The following is a 20,570-nucleotide window of genomic DNA, read 5'->3' on the forward strand; positions in this document are numbered from 1 at the left end:
GGTTATCGCATCGATTCTAGCAGGTCGTTAATCTGCCCTGTTGTATGCTTTCCGAGTTGGCCGCCCTCGGCCGTCGGTTTCTTGATACCCTCGTGGCCGCCACGCGGGGGGTGGAGTCGCAGCGTCGGCGACAGTCCCTGCTCGCGCAGCGTCGTCTCCTCGGCGAGCAGCGCCTCGGCGAGCGCACCGAAGTCGTCGTAGTCGGTGTTCTCGGCCAGCCACTCCTCGTCGACGTCGGACTGTCGACCCTCGAGGGGCTCGGCGCGCTTTTCGAGCACGGTCTCGAGCACCTCGGCGTCGGGTTCGCCGTGGGCGACGTAGTCGTTAACCTTGTGGACCATCCCCGTGTAGGTGTCGGTCTCGGGGACGAGCGCACAGTGGTTGACGCTGTGGATGTTGAGCATCTGCAGCGTGTCTTCGACGTCTTCGTGGCGGTTCACCTCACCGCGTACCTGCACGACAGCCTTCATTACTCACTCACCTCGGCTTCTTCTCGGTTCGGTCGCCGTCGCGGGTGGCGCGACTGGGACGCGTTCTCGAGCGCGTTGAACGTCGCTTTCGCGAGGTTGACCGTCGTTCGAGTGTTGCCGTGGCTCTTGGTCCAGGCGTTCTCGATGCCGGCCAGCTCGAGGACGTGTCGAACCGTGTCGCTGGCGGCCAGCCCAAGCCCTTCGGGGGCGGGGATGACCTCGACCTCGACGGAGCCGGCCTTACCGGTCGTCCGTCGGGTCAGCGAGTGTGGTCGGTCCGAACGGTCCTCCCACGACCCGGAGCCGCGGGGAACCTTGATCATGTTCAGCTTCGCGATACCGATCGCCTTCTGGATGGCGGAGCCGACCTGATCGTCTCGGCCTTCCGCGTAGCCGACGTAGCCGTCGCGGTTGCCCACGACGACGACACATCGGAACTTCACGCGGCGTCCGGAGTCGGTCATGCGCTGGACCATGTTGATGTCCAGCACTTCGTCGTCCAGTCCCGGCAGGAGCTGGTCGACGACCTCGGGTTCCTTCAGCGGGAGACCCGAGCTGAGGGCGTCTTCCATCGTGTCGATGTCGCCCTCCTGGACCATCCGGCCGAGACGGGTGACCGGCTGCCATCCGTCGTCGTTGTAGTCGTTTGCGCTCATTCGAGGATCGCCTCTCGTACCTCGTCGAAGTGTTCTGGTAGATCCGTTGCGTCGAAGTCACCGCCGTAAAGCGGCTCGTCTCGCTGCTCGGCGTACTCGGCGATGTGTTCGCCGCGGGTACGCGACCAGTCCGCGAGCACGCTGTCGTTGTGCGGGATCTCGAGGCCGGCGTCGATGGCCCCCTCCTGAACCGCGAACACCTTGTTGCCGGGCGTCGCGGTGTTGAGACCGATGTCGAGTACCGCTTCCTCGACGCCGGCCTCGACGGCTCGCTGGCCGGCCAGCAGGCCGGTCAGGTACGCCGCGGAAATGTTACTCGTGGGGGCTTCCCAGCCGTACTCCTCGAGATCGCTCGAGTGTGCGCTCGCGAGCGTCTCGTCGCCCTGTGGTCCGGGGGTTATCAGCTGCGCCGTAGTGTGCTTGTTGCTCTTGCGAGCGACGAGGCGCGGTTTGCCCGATTTCAGCAGGCGCAACCTCTGATGGTAGTCCGTCCGGACCTCACGGCGACGCCGCATCGGAACTTTGTATCGTGGTCCTGTCGCCATTATTGGTCACCGTAGTTGTCGTCGATGTAGTTCATCAGGTACCGGACGCTACGGAACTCCCCGCCGCCAGCCTTCTTGTAGAGCTCGCGGTACTGCGTGGGCGTGATTTCGCCCTTGTCGCGGAGGTCACGCAGCTTCCGTCGCTGTGCGCGAATCTTGTCCTGCCACTCTTCTTTCTCGTTCTGGCGGGCGCCCTTCTTGCCGCGGCGCTTGCCCGGGCCCTTGCGGTGGCCGTAGGCGCGCTTCTCGTTGCGCTCTCGAGCGCGGCCGCGGGAGTTGCCCTTCGCGTCGTCGGCCTGAATGCGACCCTCGTCGACGAGTTCGCGGATCTCGTCGCGAGTGATCGCTTCGGCGATGTCGCTCTGGGCTTCGGGGTCGAGCCAGACGCGGTTCTCTCCGACGTCCAGGACGTCGGCTGCGAGTCGCTTCTGTGCGGAGAGATCAGTCATTGGATTCCACCTCGACTTCCTCGTAGGTCGGGTTCAGGACGCGAACGCCCTGCTCCTCGGCCTGTTCTTCGATCCGTTCGCGCTTGCGCGCGCCGACCGAAGCGGCGATCCGAACCGCTTCGGTGTCGCCGTCGACGCCCTCGAGGTCGTCCGTGTTCTCGACGTAGACTTCCTCGAAGCCGCTGGGGTGTTTGCCCCGAACGGACTTCGGCGTGCGGTAGCCGGCCTGGACCTTCGGGCCCTTGCCCTTGATGCCGCGGCGCTGCTTGGACAGCGTGCCGCGGGGTCGGCGCCAGGATTCGGGCGTCCGCTTTTTCTTGTGGTAGTCCTGTCGGTTAAACTGCGGCTTGCCCTCGCTCTTGCGGCGGTTGAGCAGCCGTTGTTCTTCCTCGGAGAGATCGGGCGTCTTCTCGGTCAGCCCGCGGGGCTGAAGCTCCGTTTCGACGTCCTCCTCCGGCTCTTCTTCCTCGGCGCCCTCGTCTTCGATCTCGGCCTCGGTCTCCTCGGTGACCTCGAGGTCACCGACGTCGGCCTTGATACGCGCGGCGAGTGCGTTCCCGATGCCCTCGGCCTCGGCCAGGTCGTCCTGGTCGGCCTCTTTGACGTCCTCGATGGACTCGAAACCGGCATCGCGCAGCGCGTCGGCCTTGCTCGCGCCGACGCCGCTGATGTCCTCGAGTTCCTGTGGTTCTTCGTCTGCCATCTATCAGGCACCTCCGGTCGCGGGTTTCTCGGTGATGTAGACCCCGTCCTGGAAGACGCGGGTGTCCTTGCCGCTGACGCGAGTCAGCTGCTCGATGTCCGCCGCCGTCTGGCCGACGTCCTCCTTGTTCGGACCGGAGAGCGTCAGTGCCTCGTCGTCGACGGAGACGTCGGTGTCACCGTGGATAGTCGTTCGTCGCGCTGCCTTTTCGCCGAGGAAGTTCTCGATGACGACCTCGTCGCCCTCCACGCGGACCTGCATCGGGAAGTGAGAGTAGAAGACTTCCATCTTGTACTCCCAGCCCTCGGTCACGCCGTGGAAGGCGTTGGTGAGGTGGCTCTCGAAGGTGCCGACGGTCGCGTTGGTCTTCGCGTCCTCGGACTCACTTTCGATTACCACGGTGTCGCCTTCGACGTCGACGCTCACGTCGGGGTACCAGAGGCGTCGCGTGACGCTCCCTTCCGGTCCCTCGACGGTTACGTCGAGGTGGTCGATCTCGACGGTTACGTTGTCAGGGGTTTCCAGTTCAACTCGCATTGTTAGTAGACGTATGCGATCACCTGGCCGCCGATTCCCTGCTCACGCGCCTCGTAGTGGCTCATGATGCCACTGCTCGTCGTGACGACGAGCGCACCGAAGTCTCGAGCGGGGAGATAGCGCTTCTCCCACTTCTCGAAGTCCTCGGAACCGACGCTGTAGCGGGGCTTGACGGGGCCACACTCGTTGATCGCTCCTTTCAGTTCGACCTCGAACTGACCGGCTTTGCCGTCGTCGACGTACTCGAAGCCGTCGATGTACCCGCGGTCGTAGAAGACCTCGAGCACGCTGCCGATCTCGTTCGAGGCGGGCGTTACCTCGTGGGTGAGATGTCCCACGCTCTCGGCGTTGTCGAGCCCCGAGAGCGCGTTACTGAGTGGATCGTTTCCAGTCATGTTATCGATACTTCTTGAATCCCATGTCGCGAGCGATCTCACGGAAGCACTGCCGACAGAGGTTGATGTCGTACTTGCCGACCAACCCCTGCTTGCGGCCACAGCGCTGGCAGGCCTCTTCCTGCCCCGTGCGCTTTGCGGCGTGCTCGCCCGTGCGCTCGTTTTCTACGTCGCTTTCGGTTTCGCTTTCACTCATCGTCTGCCTCCTCGACGGTCACGTCGAAGTTCGCCTCGAGGAACGCGATCGCGTCCTCGGGGGTCAGTCGGTGTCGCGACGGAATCGAGCGGGTGGCTTTGTCGCGCTTGGAGACGCGGTAGCCCGGGCGCACCATGTTGACGGTGACGTCCAGCCCGTAGATTCCGACGTTCGGGTCGTACTCCTGGCTCGGGAACTCGGTGTGTTCCTCGACGCCGAAGCTGAAGTTGCCCGTGTCGTCGAACTGCGTTGCCGAGATGTTCGACAGCGGCAGCGCCGTCTCGAGGAAGTCGTAGGCGTCGTCGTCGCGAAGGGTGACCTTCGTGCCGATCGGATCGCCCTGGCGAATGCCGAAGTCGGGTTCGGTCCGTTTCGCCTGGGTCCGGACGCTTTCCTGACCCGTGATCTCTTCGATGATGTCCTCGGCGCGGCCGAGTTCTCGACCGCCCTGACCGACGCCCATGTGGACGACGACCTTCTCGACGCGCGGTTCGCGCATCTCGTGGAACTCGCCGGCGTCAGCTTCGCTCATTCGTCATCACCCGTGAAGTTCTCGTCGATCACGACGATGTACTCCTGAATCGTCTCGAATCCGTCGTCGTCCGTGGAGACGCCGACCGTGTTCGGGCCGCTGCCCGGCGTGATGTCGATCGCGTCGATCTCGCCGATCTTGCCGCCGTGGTTGCCGCGGACGGCCGTCACGAGCGCGCCCTCCTCGAACGGGAAGTGGGCGACGATCGACTTGTCGTCGTTGTCGATGACGATCGAGTCGGTCGTCTCGTACTCGCTGCCGTCCTCGACGAGGACGTTGGTCCCGTCGTGGAGGGTCAGCTGCGTGTCCCCGCCGGGGACCTGCTGCTTGCCCTCGATCTTGCCGAGGCGGCTTCCGGCGGCGTCCTCGTCGATTTCGGTCAGCGCGAGCCGACCGCCTTCGTCGGGGAAGACGCGGAAGTACTCCTCTCGACCGGGGAACGCGACGATGTCGAAGATGCCGATCGGTCGCTTCTCGTCGTTGATCGGCTCCCCGTTGACGAGGATCGCGTCCTCGCTCAGGGCGTATCGCGCTTCCTTCTTCGAGTCGACGTAGCCGAGGACGTCCCGCAGCAGGACGACGAGGGGGACACCCTCTTCGCCGTGCGGGCCGGCGCCGGCCTTGACCGTGAACGTCTCTGTCTTGCGCTCGACCGGCCAGGACTTCGGTACGGACAGTCGTTTCTGGTGTTTCGTCATTCGCTATCACCTTCGAGGCGTGCCTCGCGACGCTCGTCCTCGAGGTCGAGCTCCGTGATACGGACGTTCGACGGGTCGAGCGGTCGCGGCACCTCTTCGCCGTCGGCCGTCTCGACCGTCACGTCTTCGACGTGAATCGTTCCGTCCTCGAGGATCGCGCGCAGGACCTCGCCTTCGTCGCCGGCGTGGTCGCCGCGCATGACCTCGACCGTGTCGCCCGCGTTGACACGGGTTCGACGGGTGTCGTACTCCTCTCGGAGCTCGTCGGACAGCGTCGCGTGAAGCTGCTTCTGTCGCTTGTGCAGCGGTGCACGCTCCGTCTGATTTCGCTGTTTGGATGGTTGTTCGCTCATATCTATACGATCATCGTCGCGGTAGAGGCGATTGCTCCGAAGCGCTCTGCGACTTCGCGGGCGATCGGCCCCTTGATCTCCGTCCCGCGGGGCTCCTCGTTCTCGTCGATGATGACGGCCGCGTTGTCCTCGAACTTGAGTCGGGTGCCGTCGGGTCGGCGGATCGCCTTCCGCTGACGGACGATAACTGCCTCGAGGACCTGGCGGCGCATCTCGGGGGTACCCTTCGTGACCGAGACGGTCACCTTGTCACCGAGTCCCGCCTTCGGCTGGCGGTTCTTGGTGCCGTGGTAGCCCGAGACGCTGATGACCTTCAGTTCGCGCGCGCCGGTGTTGTCGGCACACGTGATCAGGGATCCCTTCTTGAGTCCCTGAGTGACGTCGGCTTTCATCGCCTCCATCACTGATCACCCTCGTCTTCGCCCGCGAAGTCCTCGGCCGACAGCTCCGGCTCGGGTTCGGCCTGGCCGGTGAGGTCGGCGACGTCCTCCGCGGTCGCTTCTTCGGTTACTTCGACGACCACGTGCGATTTGGTCTTCGACAGTGGTCGGGTCTCTGCGATCTTGACCGTGTCACCGACCGAGAGCGGCTCGAGCACGCCCGGCACGTGAGCCGGAATGCGCGAGCGTCGCTTCATGTAGCGGTCGTACTTCGGAACCGCTACGTCGTACTCTCGTTCGACGACTACGGTCTTGTCCATGTCCGTCGAGACGACGGTTCCCTCGAGGATCTGCCCTCGAACGGGAAGGTCGCCGTAGAACGGACACTTCTCGTAGTCGTATTCCTCCGGGTTCTCTGGTTCCGGAGGGGTTTCAACGTCTAGTCCTATTGCCATGGTGAGTCACCATTCGTTTCCGTGCGTCGGGCGGGTCGTGAGAGCAGCCGCGATCCATCGACCGTAACGTAGGCCACGCCCTCGCCGGCAGCGTGGCGGCGATCCCGCGAGGGATCGTCACCACGACAGCTGGCGGCATCGCCGCCAGCCCGGTCTGCGGCGGCGGACGATTCGTCCGCCGTTGCAGGTTGAGTGTCGGCCAGTTTGGACGCGGTCCCCGACCCCTTCTCGAGGTCGGCGGCGTCATCTGTGATCGCGAACTCGAACGTCGAGCCCGATTTCGGTACCATCACCACCCGAGACTCGCCGTTCTCACGAACCTCTACGGAGAGGGTGTTGGTCGTCTCGATGACGACCCGCCCCTCGAGACCCTCCCGGGAGGCGTCGTCGCTCTCGACGACGCGGACGGGAAGTCCGTTGAGCTCGTGTCGCGGCAGCGTCTCGGGTGTCAGTGGCATCTGTGTGTTATTCGTCGGCTTCGTCCAGGTCGCCTTCCTCGCGCTGGATCGTCTTGATCCGCGCGATGGTGCGGCCGAGCTCGCCGATGCGGCCCGGGTTCTCCGGGGCGCCACCGGCGGCGAGGACGGACTTCTGGTTCAGCAGTTCGGTCTCGAGTTCCTCAAGCTCCTCCTGCCGTTCGGCGGGCGTCATGTCGCGGATCTCGTCGACGTGGAGGATCGCCATCAGGCGTCACCTCCCTCGTCTTCGTCCGCGTCGGCATCGGCGTCGGCCTCCTCGTCCATCTCGGCGACGAGTTCTTCAGCCTCGGCTTCGACGTCTTCCTCGAGCTCGTCCAGATCCTCCTCGATCGGGGACTCGTCGGGGATTTCGACGTCTTCCTCGTCCTCGCCGGCGACCTCCTCCTCGATGACTTCCTCGACGGACTCCTCGTCGATCTCGGGTTCGGTCTCGACGGCGTCGTCGGCCGAGGCCTCGGCGCCTTCGGCGCTGGCTTCGGCTTCCTCGGGTTCGCCCTCGAGGAGTTCCTCGACGCCCTCGGCCTCGTTGGCCTCGACGGCATCGGGGACGAGTTCCTCGGGATCCATCTCTTCGTGGATCTCGAAGTCGTCGGGGAGTTCGGCTCCCGGCGGGATGATCTTGACGTCGACACCGATGGTGCCGAGTTTCATCACCGCGACGCCCTGGCCGTGGTCGACGACCTCTTCGGCGGGCTCGCCGTTGTGCTTGATGTAGCCGCGGTTGAACTTCTCGACGCGCGATCGGGCACCGGTGACCTTCCCGGAGAGGACGATCTCGGCGCCGAGCGCGCCGGCTTCCATGATCCGGTCGATCGTCGTGTGACCGGCCTTACGGAAGTACCAGCCGCGCTCGAGCGCGTTGGCCAGTCGGTCCGCGACGATCCGCGCGTTGAGGTCGGGTTCCTCGACCTCCTGGACGTCGATCTGGGGGTCCTCGAGGTTGAACTTCTCTTCGAGGGCCGTCGTGACCTTCCGGATGTTCTCGCCGCCCTTGCCGATGACCATCCCGGGCTTCTCGGCCTTGAGGACGATCTGGGTTCCCATCGGCGTCTTGGCGACGTCCATGCCACCGTAGCCCGCGCGGCCGAGCTCTTCCTGGAAGAACTCGTCGATCTGAGACCGCTGCAGGCCGTTTTCGATGAACTGTTGTTCGTCAGCCATTAGCTATCACCTTCTTCGTCCTCTGGTTGCTCGCTGACCACGATCTCGACGTCGACCTCCGGCGTGTTCCACGAGGACGCCCGCCCCATCGCGCGGGGCTTGCGGCCGACGGACTCGCCGACCTTGTGGGCGGCGACGTGGACGATCTCCATCGAGGCGCCGTCGAATCCCTGGTGGTCGGCGTTGGCCTCGACGTTCTCGAGCAGGTCGAGGAACTCCCCCGAGACCTTCTCGGGGTACTTGCCGGCGTCCCAGCCGTCGATGTCCGATCGGTGACCGGCACCGGCGTTGTGGGACTTGAACGGGACCGACTCCTCCTCGTCGATGACGCGCTGGAGGTACTCCTGAGCGTCCTCGACGGTGCGGCCCTTGATCGCGCGAGCGACCTCTTTGCTGTGCTTGTGGCTCATGTGACGCTCCCGGAGCATCGCTTTCGCGGTCTCGTCCGGGTCCGCGTCGACTGAGTAGTTGATTCCCATACGATGATCACTTCAGTGGGACGAACTTCGAGGATCGAGTCGCGCCGATCCCGGCCTGTCCGTGCTCGACGGACGTGCGGGTCAGCTGGAACTCGCCGAGATAGTGTCCGATCATCTCGGGTTCGACGCGGACGCGCTCGAACGCCTGGCCGGTGTAGACCTCGAAGGTCAGCCCGACGAACTCCGGCAGGATCGGCATATCCCGAAGGTGCGTTCGGATCGGCGCGTTCGCCGTCTCTTCCTCTTCTTTCTCGCGGGCCTCCTCGAGCAGCTTCTGCTTCTCGACGGAGAGACCGCGTTCGATACTTCGCCGCTGGCGAGCGGGGAGCAGTTCCGCAACTTCCTCGAGCTCCATCGCCTGCAGCTCCTCGAGCGTGTGACCGCGGTAGGTGAACTCACCTTCGCGGCCGGTTCGGTACTCCTGACTCATTTGTTTCCACCTCGGCCGGTACGACGCGAGGAAATGTCACCCACCTTCCGTCCCGGCGGGGCGTCCCGCGAGACGGACTTGGGTTTGCCGGGGTGCTGTCGGCCGCCGCCACCGAACGGGTGGTCGACGGCGTTCATCGCGACACCGCGGACGCGGGGCCACTTGGTGCCCCGGGCTTTCATCTTGTGGTGCTTGTTACCCGCCTTGACCATCGGCTTCTCCGTGCGGCCACCGCCGGCGACGACGCCGATGGTGGCTCGACACTGCGGATCGAGGCGCTTGACCTCGCCGCTGGGAAGCTGGATGACCGCGGCGTTGCGGTCGTGGGTGATCAGGTCCGCGTTGACGCCCGACGCGCGAGCGAACCGACCGCCGTCGCCGGGGTTGGCTTCGACGTTACAGACCGGGACCCCTTCCGGGATCTCCGCGAGCGGGAGCGTGTTGCCCGGCTTGATCTCCGCGGAGACGCCGACCTGGATCTCCTCGCCGACGCCGATGCCTTCCGGCGCGAGGACGAGGCGCTGGTCGCCGTCCTCGAACTCGATGGCGGCGACGGGCGCCGATCGCGCGGGGTCGTGTTCGATGTCCACGACCGTCCCGCGAACGACGTCGTCGTCCTCGGACTTCTTGTGATCGAGTTCCGCCTTGTAGCGGTGCGAAGGGGCACGGAACGTCGAGGTCCCGCGACCGCGTCGCTGTCCTTGAATGCGTCGTCCCATTCTTAGAACACCCCGATTCGCGAAGCGACTTCCTGTGCGTCGTCCTCCTCGTCGAGGCGGACGACCGCTTTCTTTTTACCCTTCATCGTTACCTGCGTGTTGATGTCCTGTACCGAGATCTCGAAGCGCTCTTCGATCTCGTCGCGGATCTCCGGTTTGGACGCGTCCGGGTTGACGACGAACTGGAGCTTGTTCTCGAAGTCCATGTCGTTCATCGCCTTCTCGGTCACGAGGGGGTGTTCGATGATCGAACTCATCGGTCGGCCACCTCCTCGAGTGCGCTCTCGGTCCAGACGGTCAGTCGACCCGGCTGTGCGCCGGGCGCGAGATCCTCCGCGTTGACCTCCGCGGCCGTCGTCACGTCGGCGCCGGCGAGGTTCCGGGCCGCGCGGGACGGGCCGGTCTCGCTGGAGGTGACGAAGAGGATCGACGTCGGCGTCTTGTACTTCCGGCCGCGGGCTTTCCCCTGCCCGGATCGGACGCTGCGACCCTCGTCTGCGCGTTCGATGTCGTCTGCGAGGCCGGTGGCCTCGAGGAAGTCGACGACCTCACGGGTCTTCTGGAGGTCCTCGAACTCGTCGTCGACGACGACGGGCAGCTCGAGGTCACCGTCGAACTCGTGGCCGCGCTCGGCGACGAGCTCGGCGTCGGTCGTCGCAGCGATGGCGCTGCGGACGGCCAGCTTCTTTGCTTTCGTGTTGATCGATTCGGACTGGTCCTTCTCGGCTTTCGGCGGGTGGGCCTTGCGTCCCTTGACGGTCTGGGGAACGCGGCGACCGCGTCCTTCCTGTCGGGGGACGTGGGCCATCCCGCGGCCGCTACCGAACGATTCGGCCGGCGTTCGAAGGCCGGCGAACTCGTCGGCGCCGTAGTCCTGTTTCCGGTTTGCCTGGGCGACGCGAACGGCGCGGGCGATCAGGTCCGGGCGGTACTGGGTCTCGAAGACCGCCGGGAGCTCGACCGAGTCCGCTTCGGCGCCGTCCAGGTCGCGTACTGTTGCTTCCATGTGTTATCCCTGGTTAGATGCGGTGGAGACGTACCGGACCTCGGGATCGAGGCGCGGCTGGTCTCCGGGTCGGATCGCCGGCCGGAAGCGCACGAGGCGCTGTTCCGGTCCGGGGAGCGAGCCCTTGATCAGCGCGTGCGGTCCGTCGACTTCGCCGTAGTTGACGAAGCCGCCGTCGACCGTCGCGTCGGCGCCGTCGCCGATGTCGACGAGGCGCTTGTTCAGTTCCGTCCGCTGGTGGTAGCCGGTCTGCCCCTGCTGGGGGACCGTCGACCGAACGCGGGACGGGTTCCAGGGACCGAGGTTCCCGATGCGGCGGCGCCATCCCTGCCGGGCGTGCTTGCCCTTTCGTTTCTGGACGCCCCATCGCTTGACGGGACCCTGCGTCCCTTTCCCTTTCGTGACGCCGCTCGCGTCGACGTACTCGCCGGCGCGGAAGACGTCGTTCATGACGTGCTCGCCACCGTCTGCGACGGTCTCGAGCGCGAAGTCGACGCGGTCCTCGACGGAACCGCCGCCGACGCGCGTCTCCATCACGTCCGGTTTCTTCTTGGGGACCGAGGGAATCTCGGACGGAACCGTGTGCGTGATGACGCGAACGTCGTCGACGCGTCCCTCCTCGAGGAGGCCGCGAAGTTCGTCTTCGGCGGCGTCGGTGTCGTAGTCGTCACCGGGGATGTCGAGGACGCGATCGAGTTCGGGGACGAACTCGTCGGTCCAGACCTCGGTGACCGGCTTCATGCCGTACGGCGTTTCTTCGTACGCTCGCAGAGCGACGGCGCGCATGGGCGGCGTCTCCACGATCGTCACGGGGACGGTCTGTTCCATCCCCTCGGTCGGCGAGTTCGCTTTATCGTCGACCATGACGACGTGGGTCATGCCGGCCTTATAGCCCGCGAAACCCTGGAGCGTCGGCTGTCCTTCGTCGTCCGGCCACGAGTTGAAGCGCGGGACCTCGCTGGTCGCACGCTTTCGTGGGCCGAACCCGAGTGAGCCTTTGCGTGGTGAATTTGCTTGTGGCATTCTATCACTCTCTCAGTGAGAGGGGCGCGAGGGTAGCGAACAGAGCCTCCTCCGTTCGCACCACCTCGCTCCCTTGGTCCGGAACCGTGTTTAGCCAGAGGTCGAACCCCGGATCGGCTGTGGGTTCGACTCCGTCATCGGCTGCGTCGTCCCGGTCGGACGACGGTTCGATCGCGTCGCCTTGTCCCGACGACGCTTCGATGGCCGATGCCTCGATTCCGAGGATAGCAGGCAGCCCTCTCTCGGGCGCGCCGAAGGCGACGGTCATCCCGTCGCCCTCGATACGTCCGGCCAGCGTCCCGAGCCGCCCGACGGTGAGCTCTTCACCGAATCGGGAGGCCGCGATGCGGACGCCGGCGTCCTCACGGCCGAGTGCTGTCTGCAGGTCCGTCCGCTCGACGGAAAGCCCCGGAAGGGGCTCGTCGACGAGCTTCGCCCGGACCGGTCGTCGCGAAGAGATCCTGACGGTCACGCGCTCCCCCTCCTCGACCGCCATTTTCGGCGGTACGTTGAGGGAGATCGGGTGTTGCAGTCCGCAATTGACCCGGACGCGCCCTTCAGGTCCGACCTCGGTCACGATCCCTTGTCTTGACGACCCCGAACCGGTAGATTCGGAGCCGGTCTGTGACATGGCGCGGAGCGGCGGCAAGACGCCCGCGTACTCCAGTTCGTCCCGCATCCCCCAGGCCTCGTTGCGGAGGTAGGGGGGCGTTGCGGCGTACCGCAGGACGGTGCTTACGAACCCGCCGTCGAATCGCCCGGTTTCGCCGTCCCGGTCCGGGTAGACGATCAGGCGATCGGCCCGGAAGATCGTCGCCGCGCGGGCGACGTAACCGAGTTTGCGAGTCGCCTCGCGTTTGTCCTCGGCTTCCCGGGTGAGTGACGACGGAACGAGTACGCTGACGGTCATGCCGAAACGCTTCGGCGCCGCGTCACTAGACTGTAGCGATGTCTTGCGGAGGGGATCTTAAAAGGATAGCGGATTCGATTGCGGCTGATAACGCCTCACACCCCCGAATTCGTGCCGTGCGGGCACACACTCACCGCCAGTGATTGGTAACTGTCAGCACGTCTTCGACGGCCGTCGCGAGCGCGCGAGCAGCGGATCGTTACCGCGGCGGGTCGAGCGCCCCATTCCGAGGAATTTTACCGCTATGTCACAGACGGTCACGGTAGCATGGAATCGCCCTCGCCGATCGAGGCGGAACTCGAGAGCCGACTTCGGCAACAGGAGGCGGTCGCGGAACTCGGACAGCGGGCGCTGGAACCGGCCGACCTCGACGGGCTGATCGACGACGCAGCCGCGGCCGTCACCGACGCGCTGGGTGCCGAGTACTGCGGCGTGCTCGAGGTGCTCCCGGACGGGGACGGGGACGCGGCCTCGTTGCGAGGGGGCGTCGGCTGGCGTTCGGGCGTCGTCGGATCGACGACCGTCCCCGCGGGTCGGGAGTCGCTGGTCGGCGTCACGCTGCGCACCGACGACCCGGTGATCGTCGAAGATCGACGATGCGACGGGGCCGTCTTCGACGCCGAGTTGCTCGCCAGTCACGACGTTACCAGCGGCATCAGCGTCCCCGTCGGCTCGGCCGGCGAGCCGTGGGGCGTCCTCGGGGCCTACTCGAGCGACCAGCGGACGTTTACCGAGCGCGACGCGACGTTTCTCCGCGGCGTCGCGAACGTCATCGCGGGGGCGATCGACCGCGCGGAGAATGACCGACGCCTGCGCGAGCGCGAGGCGAGACTCGAGCGGTACACGGAGTACACCGACGGCATCCTCGACGCGGTCGACGACGTGTTCTACGTCGTCGACGAGACGGGCGACGTCCAGCGGTGGAACGAGACGCTGAACGCGGTCACCGGCTACACCGACGCGGAGATCGAATCGATGCGGGCCCTGGAGTTCATCGCCGAGGAGGACCGCGAGCGAGCCGCCGAGGAGATCCGGGCGGTCTTCGAAACCGGAAGCGCGCGACTCGAGGTGGGGCTGCTGACCAAAGGCGGCGAGCGGATCCCCTACGAGTTCGTCGCCGTCGGACTCGAGAATCCCGAGGGAACGCGCGTGCTGGCCGGTATCGGGCGCGACGTCACCGAGCGGAAGCAACGCGAGCGGGAACTGGCCAAGTACGAGACGATCGTCGAGACGATGTCCGACGGGATCTACGTGAAAGGCGAGGACGGCCGGTTCACGATGGTCAACGAGGCGTACGCTCGAATGACCGGCTACGACCGCGGGGACCTGGTCGGCGAACACGCCTCCCTCGTCGTCGACGAGGCCGCGATCGAGGAGTCGAAAAAGCGACTGACGACGGCCGGCGAAGGGAAGTCGGACGTCGAGAACCCCGTCATGGAAGCGAAACTGCAGCGGGCCGACGGGGATCGCGTTCCCGTCGAAGGGACGTTCGCGACGCGACGGACGGAAGACGGCCGACAGGAAGAGATCGGCGTCGTCCGGGACATCACCGAACGGAAGCGCCGAGAGCAGGAACGTCGACGCGTCGTGCGGGCGCTCGAGGCCGCCCGCGAGGGGATCAGCCTGCTCGACGAGAACGGCGCGTTCATCTACGTCAACGACGCGTACGCGGAGACGTTCCGATACGAGCCCGAGGAGATGATCGGCGAACACTGGGACGACCTCGGGATCGAAGCCGATTCGTCCCGCTTCGTCGACGACATTCTGCCGCGCATCTCGGCGGAGGGACAGTGGTCCGGGACGACGACCTGCGTACGCAGCGACGGCACCACCTTCCTCTCCCAGCACTCGCTGACCGAGACCGACGACGGCGAACTCATCTGCCTCGTTCGGGACATCACCGAGCAACGGGAGCGCGAGCGGGATCTGCAGGCGGTTCGAACGCAACTGGACATCGCGACCGAAGCCGCGTCCGTCGGGATCTGGACCTGGGACGTTCGGGAGGACGTCGTCACCGCCGACGACTATCTCGCCTCGACGTACGGCATGGATCCGGAGCTGGCCGCCGACGGCGCACCGATGGACGCCTTCTACGAATCGATCCACGAGGACGACCGGGCCCGGACGCGGGAGCGACTCGAGCGCGCCGTCGAAGAGACGGGCGAACTCGAGGCCGAATACCGCGTTCGGGACGCGAACGGCGACCTCGTGTGGGTCGTCGCCCGCGGCGAGGTCGAGTACGACGACGACGGTACCCCCGTCCGACTGGACGGGGCGATCTCGGATATCACCGAGCTGAAACGCCGCGAACGACAGCTCGAGGAGTCCGAACGCCGCTACCGGACGCTGGCCGAGCACTTCCCGAACGGCGCGGTCGGCGTGTACGACGAGAACCTCCGGTACACGCTGATCGAGGGCGCGGTTCTGGGCGATACGCTTCCCGAGGCGGAGCAGATGGAAGGCGAACGAATGTCGGCGGTCTTTCCGGACGACGTCTGCAGACAACTGGCCCCGCTGTACCGAGCCGCCATCGAGGACGGCGAGACCGACAGCACGACGATCACGTTCGACGGCGAACACTGGCAGATCTGGGCGGCGCCGCTACGGGACGCCGACGGCGAGATCTTCGCCGGGCTGAGCCTCGCACAGGAGATCACCGAACGGGTCGAACGCGAGCGGCGGCTCGAGGAACTGATCGATCGACTCGAGGAGTCCAACGAGCGCTTAGAGCAGTTCGCCTACGCGGCCAGCCACGACCTCCAGGAACCCCTGCGGATGGTCTCGAGCTATCTCCGGTTGATCGAGAGCCGATACGCGGACGTCCTGGACGAGGACGGCCGGGAGTTCATCGACTTCGCGGTCGACGGCGCCGAGCGCATGCGCGACATGATCGACGGCCTGCTGGCGTACTCCCGCGTCGAGAGGGGCGGCGATCCGTTCGAACCCGTCGATCTGGACGGCGTTCTCGAAAACGTCCTCGAGGATCTCCAGGTCCGGATCGAGGAAACGGACGCCGAGATCTCCGCCGAGGAGCTGCCCCGCGTGGCGGGCGACCGCGATCAGTTGCGCCAACTGTTCCAGAACCTCCTGGAGAACGCCCTCGAGTACAGCGGCGACGAGCCGCCGCGCGTTCACGTTTCCGCCCGCCGACGCGCGGGCAGGGACGACCGCTGGGTGATCGCCGTCCGGGACGAGGGGATCGGGATCGATCCCGACGACGCCGACGAGATCTTCGAGGTGTTCGAGAGCCTCCACTCACGGGGCGAGCACGACGGTACCGGCATCGGACTCGCGCTGTGCGAGCGGATCGTCGAGCGCCACGGCGGCGAGATCCGTCTCGAGTCCGAGCCCGGTGAGGGGTCGACGTTCGCGGTGACGCTTCCGGCGGCGGACAAGCGCGAGCCGTGAGCCCCGCCGACCCGTCGTCCGATTTCGCAACCCGGCATCGGGGTCGAACGCGTGTGTCTCCCTACCGATACCGGGTCGATTCGCAACCCTTATACATCTATCCCGGTGTAGGTGTAAGTGCAGCAGGGCGCTGGTAGTGTAGTGGTATCACGTGACCTTGCCATGGTCACAACCGGGGTTCAAATCCCCGCCAGCGCATTTTCACTGAACAACACCGACGAGCGGAGCGAGCAATTTCTCGGACGCAGTTTCCATGTAGTCAGCACGGCGCTCCGATCGTCCTCCCCGGAACGCTCCGTCGCGATGGGCGTCTCTCGCTCGAAGCCCCCGTTCGAGTTCGAATACCGTTCGGAACGAGCTGTCGGATGCCAACCGCAACTCCGCCAGTATAGCTGTTGTATCCGCTCTCGAGGCGATCACTCACGACCGAGGCTAGGTGCCTTGACACTCTCGCTTTCGACATTTATAAGTGATCGTGGTCCATCCGTTCGAGTGTACTCGAGACCGAGTGCACGTGTGCGCGCTGGTAGTGTAGTGGTATCACGTGACCTTGCCATGGTCACAACCGGGGTTCAAATCCCCGCCAGCGCATTTTCACTGAACAACATCGACGAGCGGAGCGAGTCGTCTGTTCAGTGAAAACCGTTCTGGGTTTGAATCAGACCGAGGTTCTGCGAGCGCGAGCGAGCAGGTTCTCGGGCGTGGTTCAAATCCCCGCCAACCCACTTCCTGAATTCAATCCCGCGAGCGACCGCGAAGCGTGTCGCGAGTACGCGATGAATGTCAGGAATTGGATCTGAGATTTGAATGAGGTCAGTCGCAGCGCCGAGCGACGCGAGGCGACCGTCTGCCCGTGGTTCAAATCCCCGCCAGCGCACTTCTCCGAATTCACGTCCGCGGGCGACTGCGAAGCGTATTGTTAGTCTACAGTCCGTCGAAATCGTACATTACGCACCGTCTGCTACCCGTCTCGAGATCCAGACACGTAGCGTCAGCCGATAAAGAAGAGCGGCGAGAACCCCGTGGACTCGAGTCGTTAGTCGATGACGACGGTTTCCGGCCCGGACGCCGACCCTTCGCTCGAGTCGGCGAGTTCCTCGATCGCTAGCTTGACGTTCCACTTGTTGGACTTCCAGAAGGCGTCGAAGAGGACGCCGAGTATGGGAACCGAGCCGCCGATGGTGTCGACGGCGATGTTCGCCAGCATGCGCAGGAGCGTCGACTGGGAGACGCCCATGCGGGCGGACTCGGCGACGATGTACAGCGAGACGAGCGCGGTCGCGGTGTCGCCGGCGCCGGGGAGGATCCCGACGATCGGATCGAGTCCGAACCGGAAGTTCGTCCCCGGGAGGCGGAATCCCTCGTCGAGGGCGCGAGCGACGGTTCGCATGCGGCTGATCGCTGCCTCGTCGACCTCGGCGGGAAGGTCGTCGCCGAACTCCTCGAGGGCCGCCTCGATGTCGTCGGTCGAACCAGTAGCCATACGTCGCCATCGGGCGCGCGGCGGAATACGTTCGTGGACGGCGATGGCAAGCCGCGCGGCGGCGAAAGCCGCAAGCGGCGGTATCGACCGCCCGGGTACGAGGGAGGATTAAGTCGATGGATTACGTACTAGCACGCGTATGCGAGAGGGTTGGATTCGACTCGAGTGCGCCGATTGCGGGGAACAGTGGACCGCCGATCCGGCCGCCCTCCCGGCGCCCGGAAACCGGTTCCGGTGCGACCACTGCGGGTCGGAACGACCGATCGCGGCGTTCGCCAAGACCCGGCGCGGACTCGACATCCTCGAGTCGTTCCACCGGCAACCGGCGTAGCGCGGTAGCGACCGACGTCGCGCGTCGACGGTCGATCGGTATCATTTTTCGCGCCGCACTATCGACACTAGGACTCGGAATCGAGTGACCCCTTCCGCTGTTCTGTCGCTGCTCGATCGCTCGGCGATCCTCGTCGGGCGAGAATCGTCGGCAACCGTCGATTAGTTGCGAGATCGATCGCTCGGCGGCGAGTAATCCGGCCTTACGTCGCCGCCGGCCCGGTATCGGCTCCGCGACCGGTTTCCCCACTCGACGGTCACGCGTATCCGAGAATAACCGTATTTGAACTATTCTCCTGATGTTCAGTCGCGTCCGTTTACCAATATCGGCTGCGATTGGCTTTTATACTCCGAGTAACTACGAATCAATAGACGATTGAACTCCGAGACCTCCTATGCAAACTGAACTTTCAACCGCCGACGCCGACGACCTGCAGTACGATCAGACCAACGACCGCTACGTCTTCAACCACGATCCCGACGGCACCGCGACGATCACGACGACGATCGTCCACGCGCTCGCCTCGATCGCGGACACCGACGTCTCCCAGGGCGAGTTCTCTCTCTACGACAGCGTCGACCCCGACGCGCTCGATCGCATCTTCAGCAAGAAGGCCGACGGCACCGAACGCACGGGCGGACACATCGCCTTCACCGCCCTCGAGCACGAGGTGTACGTCTACGCGAACGGCGACGTGATCATCTACCCGCCGACCGACTCCCCGCACCCGCGAGCGGACTGAGTCGATCGGCAGGTCCCGGCCGCTGTTCTCATCGATCCGGTTTCGGTTTCGGTTTTCGCGTCCCCTCGAGTCGCGACGCCGCGAATGGCACGGATTTAGGGGCGTCCCCGTCGACATTCCGAGTCATGACGGTAATCGCACTGCTGAGCGTCGCACCGGTGATCGAGGGTAGCATGTCCGGCGAGGTCGCGAAGGCCGTCGACGCGCTCGAGGCCTACGACGTCGAGTACGAGACGAACCCGATGGGGACGGTAATCGAAGCCGACGACGTCGGGGAGCTGTTCGCGGCCGCCCAGGCGGCCCACGAGGCGGTCGACGGCGACCGGGTGAGCACCGTGTTGAAGATCGACGACAAGCGGTCTCGAGACGCTTCCGCCGAGCAGAAGGTCGAGGCCGTCGAGGAACACCTCGGTCGGCCCGCGACGAACCGGGACGAAAGCGACGACGAGACGGAGGCGGAGTAGCGCCGTCGGTCGGCCTCGCGGCTCCGAACTAACAAACTGTTTTACGGCGGGGAGCGAACGCGTCGGTATGGAAAGTCTCAACCGGATGGCGATCGAGTTGGTCGACGAGGCCCTCGATTACGCCGAGGAGTTGAACATCGGCGGCTACGACCTCGACAACGAGGCCACGGTACTCGACTTCGGCCTCGAGTTCGAGGGCGGAATCGAGGCGGGACTGTTGCTGACGGAGATCCAGACGGCGGGCATGGCGACGCCGAGTCACCACTTAGGCGAGATCGGCGACGCCCCGATCCCGTACGTCCAGCTCGCGACCGACCAGCCCGCGCTCTCGCTGCTGTGCTCGCAGAAGGCGGGCTGGGAGCTGACCACCGAGGACTTCGAGGGACTGGGCAGCGGCCCCGCGCGGGCGCTGGTCGCCGAGGAAGAGGAGTTCCGCCGCGTCGGCTACACGGACGCGTTCGACCTGACGGCGCTGGCCGTCGAGACCGAGCAGGATCCGACCGCGGCCGCCGCCGCGCAGGTCGCGGAGCTCGCGGAGGTCGAACCCAGCAGCGTCTTCCTGCTCGCCTACCCGACCGCGAGCCTCGTCGGCTCCATCACGAACGCCGCTCGAGCGGCCGAACTCGCGACGTTCCGCCTCTCCGAACTGGGCTACGACCCGCTCGACATCGTCTCCGCGACGGGCCGGGCGCCGGTCGCTCCCGTCGCCGGCGACGAGCAGACGGCGATCGCCCGCACGAACGACGCCATCGCCTACGGCGGCACGGCCCACCTCACGGTCCGCGAGGACGCCGACGTCTTCGACGACGTGCCCTCGACGGCCGCCGAGGACCACGGCCGGCCGTTCGGCGAGGTCTTCGACGATCTCGAGTGGAACTTCGCCGAAGTCCCCTCGGACCTCTTCGCGCCCGCGAAGGTCACGGTCGACGTGGTCGGCGGCCCGACCTACGTCCACGGCGAGACCGACGAGGACCTGCTCGTCGACTCCTTCGACCTCTGACCGTGCGCTTCAAACCGGTTCCCGAACCGCCGACCGATCTCGAGGCCGTCGCGCCGATCCTCGAGGCCGTCCCGGAAACGGCCGGGGCCGTCGACGACTGCTGTGGACACCTCGTCGCCGAAACCCGACTCGAGTCCCGCGACGCGGCGGAGGCGTGGTTGGTATTCCTGCGAGCGCTCGACCTCGTCACCGAGGAGTCGGCCGGCTACCGTCGCGCGACCGGGCGATCGCCGCCCACGGGATCACTCGAATCCGCGGGCCCTCGACTTCGAGAGGCGTTCCGGGAGCGCGTCTACGGCGCCGACGCAGTTCTCGAGGCACTCGAGCAAGCGGACGGGCCGCTCGCCGTCGCGGACGTCGTCGACGCGGTCCGCGACGAGCGTCGAGCCGTCGCGCGTGAGACGTCTAACGGGCGCCGCGAGACGGCCCGGCTCGAACGCGTTCGCCGACTGCTCGAGTGGGCCGTCCTACTCGAACTCGCCGAACGGTCGGCCGACGGCGACCGGTTCGAATAGCGGTCGAACACGCGTACTCGAGACGATCGGACTGGACGGTTTCGGACGGCG

Annotated in this window: 30 protein-coding genes and 2 tRNA genes; 8 read left to right on the forward strand and 24 right to left on the reverse strand. The window is 65.7% G+C overall.

What is annotated here, in order from left to right; genetic code table 11:
• Window positions 1-2: 2 nt before the first annotated feature.
• From HTZ84_RS04450 to HTZ84_RS04560, 23 genes are read right to left on the reverse strand one after another with little or no spacing between them, the layout of a single operon-like run.
• On the reverse strand, window positions 3-470 hold the full coding sequence (locus HTZ84_RS04450; protein ID WP_174679572.1) for a 50S ribosomal protein L30: 468 nt from the start codon (window positions 468-470) through the stop codon (window positions 3-5).
• Window positions 470-1,126 (reverse strand): 30S ribosomal protein S5, encoded by a 657-nt coding sequence (locus HTZ84_RS04455; RefSeq protein WP_174679573.1) that lies wholly within the window; start codon window positions 1,124-1,126, stop codon window positions 470-472. The genes HTZ84_RS04450 and HTZ84_RS04455 overlap by 1 nt, the downstream gene beginning before the upstream one ends.
• A complete protein-coding gene (locus HTZ84_RS04460) occupies window positions 1,123-1,671 on the reverse strand; it encodes a 50S ribosomal protein L18 (RefSeq protein WP_126661285.1) in 549 nt (182 codons plus the stop codon). Before HTZ84_RS04460 ends, HTZ84_RS04455 begins: the two co-directional genes overlap by 4 nt.
• Window positions 1,671-2,120, reverse strand: coding sequence for a 50S ribosomal protein L19e (locus tag HTZ84_RS04465; RefSeq protein WP_008894877.1), 450 nt, complete (start codon window positions 2,118-2,120; stop codon window positions 1,671-1,673). The genes HTZ84_RS04460 and HTZ84_RS04465 overlap by 1 nt, the downstream gene beginning before the upstream one ends.
• On the reverse strand, window positions 2,113-2,823 hold the full coding sequence (locus tag HTZ84_RS04470; protein WP_174679574.1) for a 50S ribosomal protein L32e: 711 nt from the start codon (window positions 2,821-2,823) through the stop codon (window positions 2,113-2,115). Before HTZ84_RS04470 ends, HTZ84_RS04465 begins: the two co-directional genes overlap by 8 nt.
• Window positions 2,824-2,826: 3 nt before the next feature.
• On the reverse strand, window positions 2,827-3,360 hold the full coding sequence (locus HTZ84_RS04475) for a 50S ribosomal protein L6 (RefSeq protein ID WP_008894879.1): 534 nt from the start codon (window positions 3,358-3,360) through the stop codon (window positions 2,827-2,829).
• A 2-nt stretch (window positions 3,361-3,362) separates the two neighbouring features.
• Entirely contained in the window at window positions 3,363-3,755 is a 393-nt protein-coding gene (locus HTZ84_RS04480) for a 30S ribosomal protein S8 (protein WP_174679575.1), read from the reverse strand.
• A gap of 1 nt (window position 3,756) precedes the next feature.
• A complete protein-coding gene (locus HTZ84_RS04485; protein WP_008894881.1) occupies window positions 3,757-3,951 on the reverse strand; it encodes a 30S ribosomal protein S14 in 195 nt (64 codons plus the stop codon).
• The gene (locus HTZ84_RS04490) at window positions 3,944-4,483 is read right to left on the reverse strand and encodes a 50S ribosomal protein L5 (RefSeq protein ID WP_174679576.1); all 540 of its coding nucleotides are present in this window, start codon (window positions 4,481-4,483) and stop codon (window positions 3,944-3,946) included. Before HTZ84_RS04490 ends, HTZ84_RS04485 begins: the two co-directional genes overlap by 8 nt.
• Window positions 4,480-5,181 carry a 30S ribosomal protein S4e gene (locus HTZ84_RS04495; protein ID WP_174679577.1) on the reverse strand — a complete coding sequence of 234 codons (702 nt, stop codon included), beginning with the start codon at window positions 5,179-5,181 and terminating at the stop codon, window positions 4,480-4,482. The genes HTZ84_RS04490 and HTZ84_RS04495 overlap by 4 nt, the downstream gene beginning before the upstream one ends.
• On the reverse strand, window positions 5,178-5,534 hold the full coding sequence (gene rplX, locus HTZ84_RS04500) for a 50S ribosomal protein L24 (protein ID WP_008894884.1): 357 nt from the start codon (window positions 5,532-5,534) through the stop codon (window positions 5,178-5,180). The genes HTZ84_RS04495 and rplX overlap by 4 nt, the downstream gene beginning before the upstream one ends.
• 2 nt (window positions 5,535-5,536) lie before the next feature.
• Window positions 5,537-5,935, reverse strand: a complete 399-nt coding sequence (locus HTZ84_RS04505) for a 50S ribosomal protein L14 (protein WP_174679578.1) — start codon at window positions 5,933-5,935, stop codon at window positions 5,537-5,539.
• Window positions 5,935-6,369: a 30S ribosomal protein S17 gene (locus HTZ84_RS04510; protein ID WP_174679579.1), complete on the reverse strand. Its 435-nt coding sequence runs from the start codon at window positions 6,367-6,369 to the stop codon at window positions 5,935-5,937. Before HTZ84_RS04510 ends, HTZ84_RS04505 begins: the two co-directional genes overlap by 1 nt.
• Entirely contained in the window at window positions 6,360-6,827 is a 468-nt protein-coding gene (locus tag HTZ84_RS04515; RefSeq protein WP_174679580.1) for a ribonuclease P protein component 1, read from the reverse strand. The genes HTZ84_RS04510 and HTZ84_RS04515 overlap by 10 nt, the downstream gene beginning before the upstream one ends.
• A 7-nt stretch (window positions 6,828-6,834) precedes the next feature.
• The gene (gene rpmC / locus HTZ84_RS04520) at window positions 6,835-7,053 is read right to left on the reverse strand and encodes a 50S ribosomal protein L29 (protein ID WP_174679581.1); all 219 of its coding nucleotides are present in this window, start codon (window positions 7,051-7,053) and stop codon (window positions 6,835-6,837) included.
• Window positions 7,053-8,009 (reverse strand): 30S ribosomal protein S3, encoded by a 957-nt coding sequence (locus tag HTZ84_RS04525; RefSeq protein WP_174679582.1) that lies wholly within the window; start codon window positions 8,007-8,009, stop codon window positions 7,053-7,055. The genes rpmC and HTZ84_RS04525 overlap by 1 nt, the downstream gene beginning before the upstream one ends.
• On the reverse strand, window positions 8,009-8,488 hold the full coding sequence (locus HTZ84_RS04530) for a 50S ribosomal protein L22 (RefSeq protein WP_174679583.1): 480 nt from the start codon (window positions 8,486-8,488) through the stop codon (window positions 8,009-8,011). Before HTZ84_RS04530 ends, HTZ84_RS04525 begins: the two co-directional genes overlap by 1 nt.
• Window positions 8,489-8,495: 7 nt before the next feature.
• Window positions 8,496-8,918 carry a 30S ribosomal protein S19 gene (locus HTZ84_RS04535; protein ID WP_008894891.1) on the reverse strand — a complete coding sequence of 141 codons (423 nt, stop codon included), beginning with the start codon at window positions 8,916-8,918 and terminating at the stop codon, window positions 8,496-8,498.
• Window positions 8,915-9,637, reverse strand: a complete 723-nt coding sequence (locus HTZ84_RS04540) for a 50S ribosomal protein L2 (RefSeq protein ID WP_174679584.1) — start codon at window positions 9,635-9,637, stop codon at window positions 8,915-8,917. The genes HTZ84_RS04535 and HTZ84_RS04540 overlap by 4 nt, the downstream gene beginning before the upstream one ends.
• 2 nt (window positions 9,638-9,639) lie before the next feature.
• Window positions 9,640-9,894 carry a 50S ribosomal protein L23 gene (locus tag HTZ84_RS04545; RefSeq protein WP_012943389.1) on the reverse strand — a complete coding sequence of 85 codons (255 nt, stop codon included), beginning with the start codon at window positions 9,892-9,894 and terminating at the stop codon, window positions 9,640-9,642.
• Window positions 9,891-10,643, reverse strand: a complete 753-nt coding sequence (gene rpl4p / locus HTZ84_RS04550; protein WP_174679585.1) for a 50S ribosomal protein L4 — start codon at window positions 10,641-10,643, stop codon at window positions 9,891-9,893. Before rpl4p ends, HTZ84_RS04545 begins: the two co-directional genes overlap by 4 nt.
• Window positions 10,644-10,646: 3 nt before the next feature.
• The gene (locus HTZ84_RS04555; protein ID WP_174679586.1) at window positions 10,647-11,666 is read right to left on the reverse strand and encodes a 50S ribosomal protein L3; all 1,020 of its coding nucleotides are present in this window, start codon (window positions 11,664-11,666) and stop codon (window positions 10,647-10,649) included.
• 4 nt (window positions 11,667-11,670) lie between these two features.
• The gene (locus tag HTZ84_RS04560; RefSeq protein ID WP_174679587.1) at window positions 11,671-12,576 is read right to left on the reverse strand and encodes a putative RNA uridine N3 methyltransferase; all 906 of its coding nucleotides are present in this window, start codon (window positions 12,574-12,576) and stop codon (window positions 11,671-11,673) included.
• A gap of 267 nt (window positions 12,577-12,843) precedes the next feature.
• Between HTZ84_RS04560 and HTZ84_RS04565 the strand changes: the two genes are divergently transcribed.
• The 3 genes from HTZ84_RS04565 to HTZ84_RS04575 all read left to right on the forward strand — a co-directional run bounded on the left by HTZ84_RS04565 (window position 12,844) and on the right by HTZ84_RS04575 (window position 16,575).
• A complete protein-coding gene (locus tag HTZ84_RS04565; protein WP_174679588.1) occupies window positions 12,844-15,984 on the forward strand; it encodes a PAS domain S-box protein in 3,141 nt (1,046 codons plus the stop codon).
• Between the two features lie 127 nt (window positions 15,985-16,111).
• Window positions 16,112-16,182: transfer RNA gene (locus HTZ84_RS04570), tRNA-Gly, on the forward strand.
• A 322-nt stretch (window positions 16,183-16,504) separates the two neighbouring features.
• Window positions 16,505-16,575 (forward strand) — tRNA-Gly (locus tag HTZ84_RS04575).
• Window positions 16,576-17,020: 445 nt separating this feature from the next.
• Here HTZ84_RS04575 and HTZ84_RS04580 read toward each other — a convergent pair.
• The gene (locus HTZ84_RS04580; RefSeq protein ID WP_174679589.1) at window positions 17,021-17,467 is read right to left on the reverse strand and encodes a DUF4112 domain-containing protein; all 447 of its coding nucleotides are present in this window, start codon (window positions 17,465-17,467) and stop codon (window positions 17,021-17,023) included.
• A 139-nt stretch (window positions 17,468-17,606) separates the two neighbouring features.
• Between HTZ84_RS04580 and HTZ84_RS04585 the strand changes: the two genes are divergently transcribed.
• The 5 genes from HTZ84_RS04585 (at window position 17,607) to HTZ84_RS04605 (ending at window position 20,519) form a co-directional block, all read left to right on the forward strand.
• Window positions 17,607-17,798 carry a DUF7836 family putative zinc-binding protein gene (locus tag HTZ84_RS04585; RefSeq protein WP_008894899.1) on the forward strand — a complete coding sequence of 64 codons (192 nt, stop codon included), beginning with the start codon at window positions 17,607-17,609 and terminating at the stop codon, window positions 17,796-17,798.
• 394 nt (window positions 17,799-18,192) lie between these two features.
• Entirely contained in the window at window positions 18,193-18,540 is a 348-nt protein-coding gene (locus HTZ84_RS04590) for a HalOD1 output domain-containing protein (protein ID WP_126661267.1), read from the forward strand.
• Between the two features lie 125 nt (window positions 18,541-18,665).
• Complete coding sequence (locus tag HTZ84_RS04595; protein ID WP_174679590.1) at window positions 18,666-19,004, forward strand: MTH1187 family thiamine-binding protein; 339 nt, start codon at window positions 18,666-18,668, stop codon at window positions 19,002-19,004.
• A gap of 67 nt (window positions 19,005-19,071) precedes the next feature.
• Complete coding sequence (mch, locus tag HTZ84_RS04600; protein WP_174679591.1) at window positions 19,072-20,004, forward strand: methenyltetrahydromethanopterin cyclohydrolase; 933 nt, start codon at window positions 19,072-19,074, stop codon at window positions 20,002-20,004.
• Between the two features lie 2 nt (window positions 20,005-20,006).
• The gene (locus HTZ84_RS04605) at window positions 20,007-20,519 is read left to right on the forward strand and encodes a hypothetical protein (protein WP_174679592.1); all 513 of its coding nucleotides are present in this window, start codon (window positions 20,007-20,009) and stop codon (window positions 20,517-20,519) included.
• Window positions 20,520-20,570 lie beyond the last annotated feature (51 nt).

This window comes from Haloterrigena gelatinilytica, from assembly GCF_013342145.1.
GTDB lineage: Archaea > Halobacteriota > Halobacteria > Halobacteriales > Natrialbaceae > Haloterrigena > Haloterrigena gelatinilytica.

What these genes read in the sequence shown, in the direction of transcription:
- rpl4p (WP_174679585.1), bottom strand. Translation starts at nt 10,643, where the DNA reads ATGGAAGCAACAGTACGCGACCTGGACGGCGCCGAAGCGGACTCGGTC.
- HTZ84_RS04480 (WP_174679575.1), bottom strand. Translation starts at nt 3,755, where the DNA reads ATGACTGGAAACGATCCACTCAGTAACGCGCTCTCGGGGCTCGACAAC.
- HTZ84_RS04505 (WP_174679578.1), bottom strand. Translation starts at nt 5,935, where the DNA reads ATGGAGGCGATGAAAGCCGACGTCACTCAGGGACTCAAGAAGGGATCC.
- HTZ84_RS04530 (WP_174679583.1), bottom strand. Translation starts at nt 8,488, where the DNA reads ATGGGAATCAACTACTCAGTCGACGCGGACCCGGACGAGACCGCGAAA.
- HTZ84_RS04470 (WP_174679574.1), bottom strand. Translation starts at nt 2,823, where the DNA reads ATGGCAGACGAAGAACCACAGGAACTCGAGGACATCAGCGGCGTCGGC.
- HTZ84_RS04455 (WP_174679573.1), bottom strand. Translation starts at nt 1,126, where the DNA reads ATGAGCGCAAACGACTACAACGACGACGGATGGCAGCCGGTCACCCGT.
- HTZ84_RS04465 (WP_008894877.1), bottom strand. Translation starts at nt 2,120, where the DNA reads ATGACTGATCTCTCCGCACAGAAGCGACTCGCAGCCGACGTCCTGGAC.
- HTZ84_RS04540 (WP_174679584.1), bottom strand. Translation starts at nt 9,637, where the DNA reads ATGGGACGACGCATTCAAGGACAGCGACGCGGTCGCGGGACCTCGACG.
- HTZ84_RS04590 (WP_126661267.1), top strand. Translation starts at nt 18,193, where the DNA reads ATGCAAACTGAACTTTCAACCGCCGACGCCGACGACCTGCAGTACGAT.
- rplX (WP_008894884.1), bottom strand. Translation starts at nt 5,534, where the DNA reads ATGAGCGAACAACCATCCAAACAGCGAAATCAGACGGAGCGTGCACCG.
- HTZ84_RS04565 (WP_174679588.1), top strand. Translation starts at nt 12,844, where the DNA reads ATGGAATCGCCCTCGCCGATCGAGGCGGAACTCGAGAGCCGACTTCGG.
- HTZ84_RS04485 (WP_008894881.1), bottom strand. Translation starts at nt 3,951, where the DNA reads ATGAGTGAAAGCGAAACCGAAAGCGACGTAGAAAACGAGCGCACGGGC.
- HTZ84_RS04560 (WP_174679587.1), bottom strand. Translation starts at nt 12,576, where the DNA reads ATGACCGTCAGCGTACTCGTTCCGTCGTCACTCACCCGGGAAGCCGAG.
- HTZ84_RS04555 (WP_174679586.1), bottom strand. Translation starts at nt 11,666, where the DNA reads ATGCCACAAGCAAATTCACCACGCAAAGGCTCACTCGGGTTCGGCCCA.
- HTZ84_RS04515 (WP_174679580.1), bottom strand. Translation starts at nt 6,827, where the DNA reads ATGCCACTGACACCCGAGACGCTGCCGCGACACGAGCTCAACGGACTT.
- HTZ84_RS04580 (WP_174679589.1), bottom strand. Translation starts at nt 17,467, where the DNA reads ATGGCTACTGGTTCGACCGACGACATCGAGGCGGCCCTCGAGGAGTTC.
- HTZ84_RS04510 (WP_174679579.1), bottom strand. Translation starts at nt 6,369, where the DNA reads ATGGCAATAGGACTAGACGTTGAAACCCCTCCGGAACCAGAGAACCCG.
- HTZ84_RS04525 (WP_174679582.1), bottom strand. Translation starts at nt 8,009, where the DNA reads ATGGCTGACGAACAACAGTTCATCGAAAACGGCCTGCAGCGGTCTCAG.
- HTZ84_RS04545 (WP_012943389.1), bottom strand. Translation starts at nt 9,894, where the DNA reads ATGAGTTCGATCATCGAACACCCCCTCGTGACCGAGAAGGCGATGAAC.
- HTZ84_RS04495 (WP_174679577.1), bottom strand. Translation starts at nt 5,181, where the DNA reads ATGACGAAACACCAGAAACGACTGTCCGTACCGAAGTCCTGGCCGGTC.
- HTZ84_RS04450 (WP_174679572.1), bottom strand. Translation starts at nt 470, where the DNA reads ATGAAGGCTGTCGTGCAGGTACGCGGTGAGGTGAACCGCCACGAAGAC.
- HTZ84_RS04585 (WP_008894899.1), top strand. Translation starts at nt 17,607, where the DNA reads ATGCGAGAGGGTTGGATTCGACTCGAGTGCGCCGATTGCGGGGAACAG.
- HTZ84_RS04475 (WP_008894879.1), bottom strand. Translation starts at nt 3,360, where the DNA reads ATGCGAGTTGAACTGGAAACCCCTGACAACGTAACCGTCGAGATCGAC.
- HTZ84_RS04460 (WP_126661285.1), bottom strand. Translation starts at nt 1,671, where the DNA reads ATGGCGACAGGACCACGATACAAAGTTCCGATGCGGCGTCGCCGTGAG.
- HTZ84_RS04595 (WP_174679590.1), top strand. Translation starts at nt 18,666, where the DNA reads ATGACGGTAATCGCACTGCTGAGCGTCGCACCGGTGATCGAGGGTAGC.
- HTZ84_RS04535 (WP_008894891.1), bottom strand. Translation starts at nt 8,918, where the DNA reads ATGAGTCAGGAGTACCGAACCGGCCGCGAAGGTGAGTTCACCTACCGC.
- HTZ84_RS04490 (WP_174679576.1), bottom strand. Translation starts at nt 4,483, where the DNA reads ATGAGCGAAGCTGACGCCGGCGAGTTCCACGAGATGCGCGAACCGCGC.
- rpmC (WP_174679581.1), bottom strand. Translation starts at nt 7,053, where the DNA reads ATGGCGATCCTCCACGTCGACGAGATCCGCGACATGACGCCCGCCGAA.
- mch (WP_174679591.1), top strand. Translation starts at nt 19,072, where the DNA reads ATGGAAAGTCTCAACCGGATGGCGATCGAGTTGGTCGACGAGGCCCTC.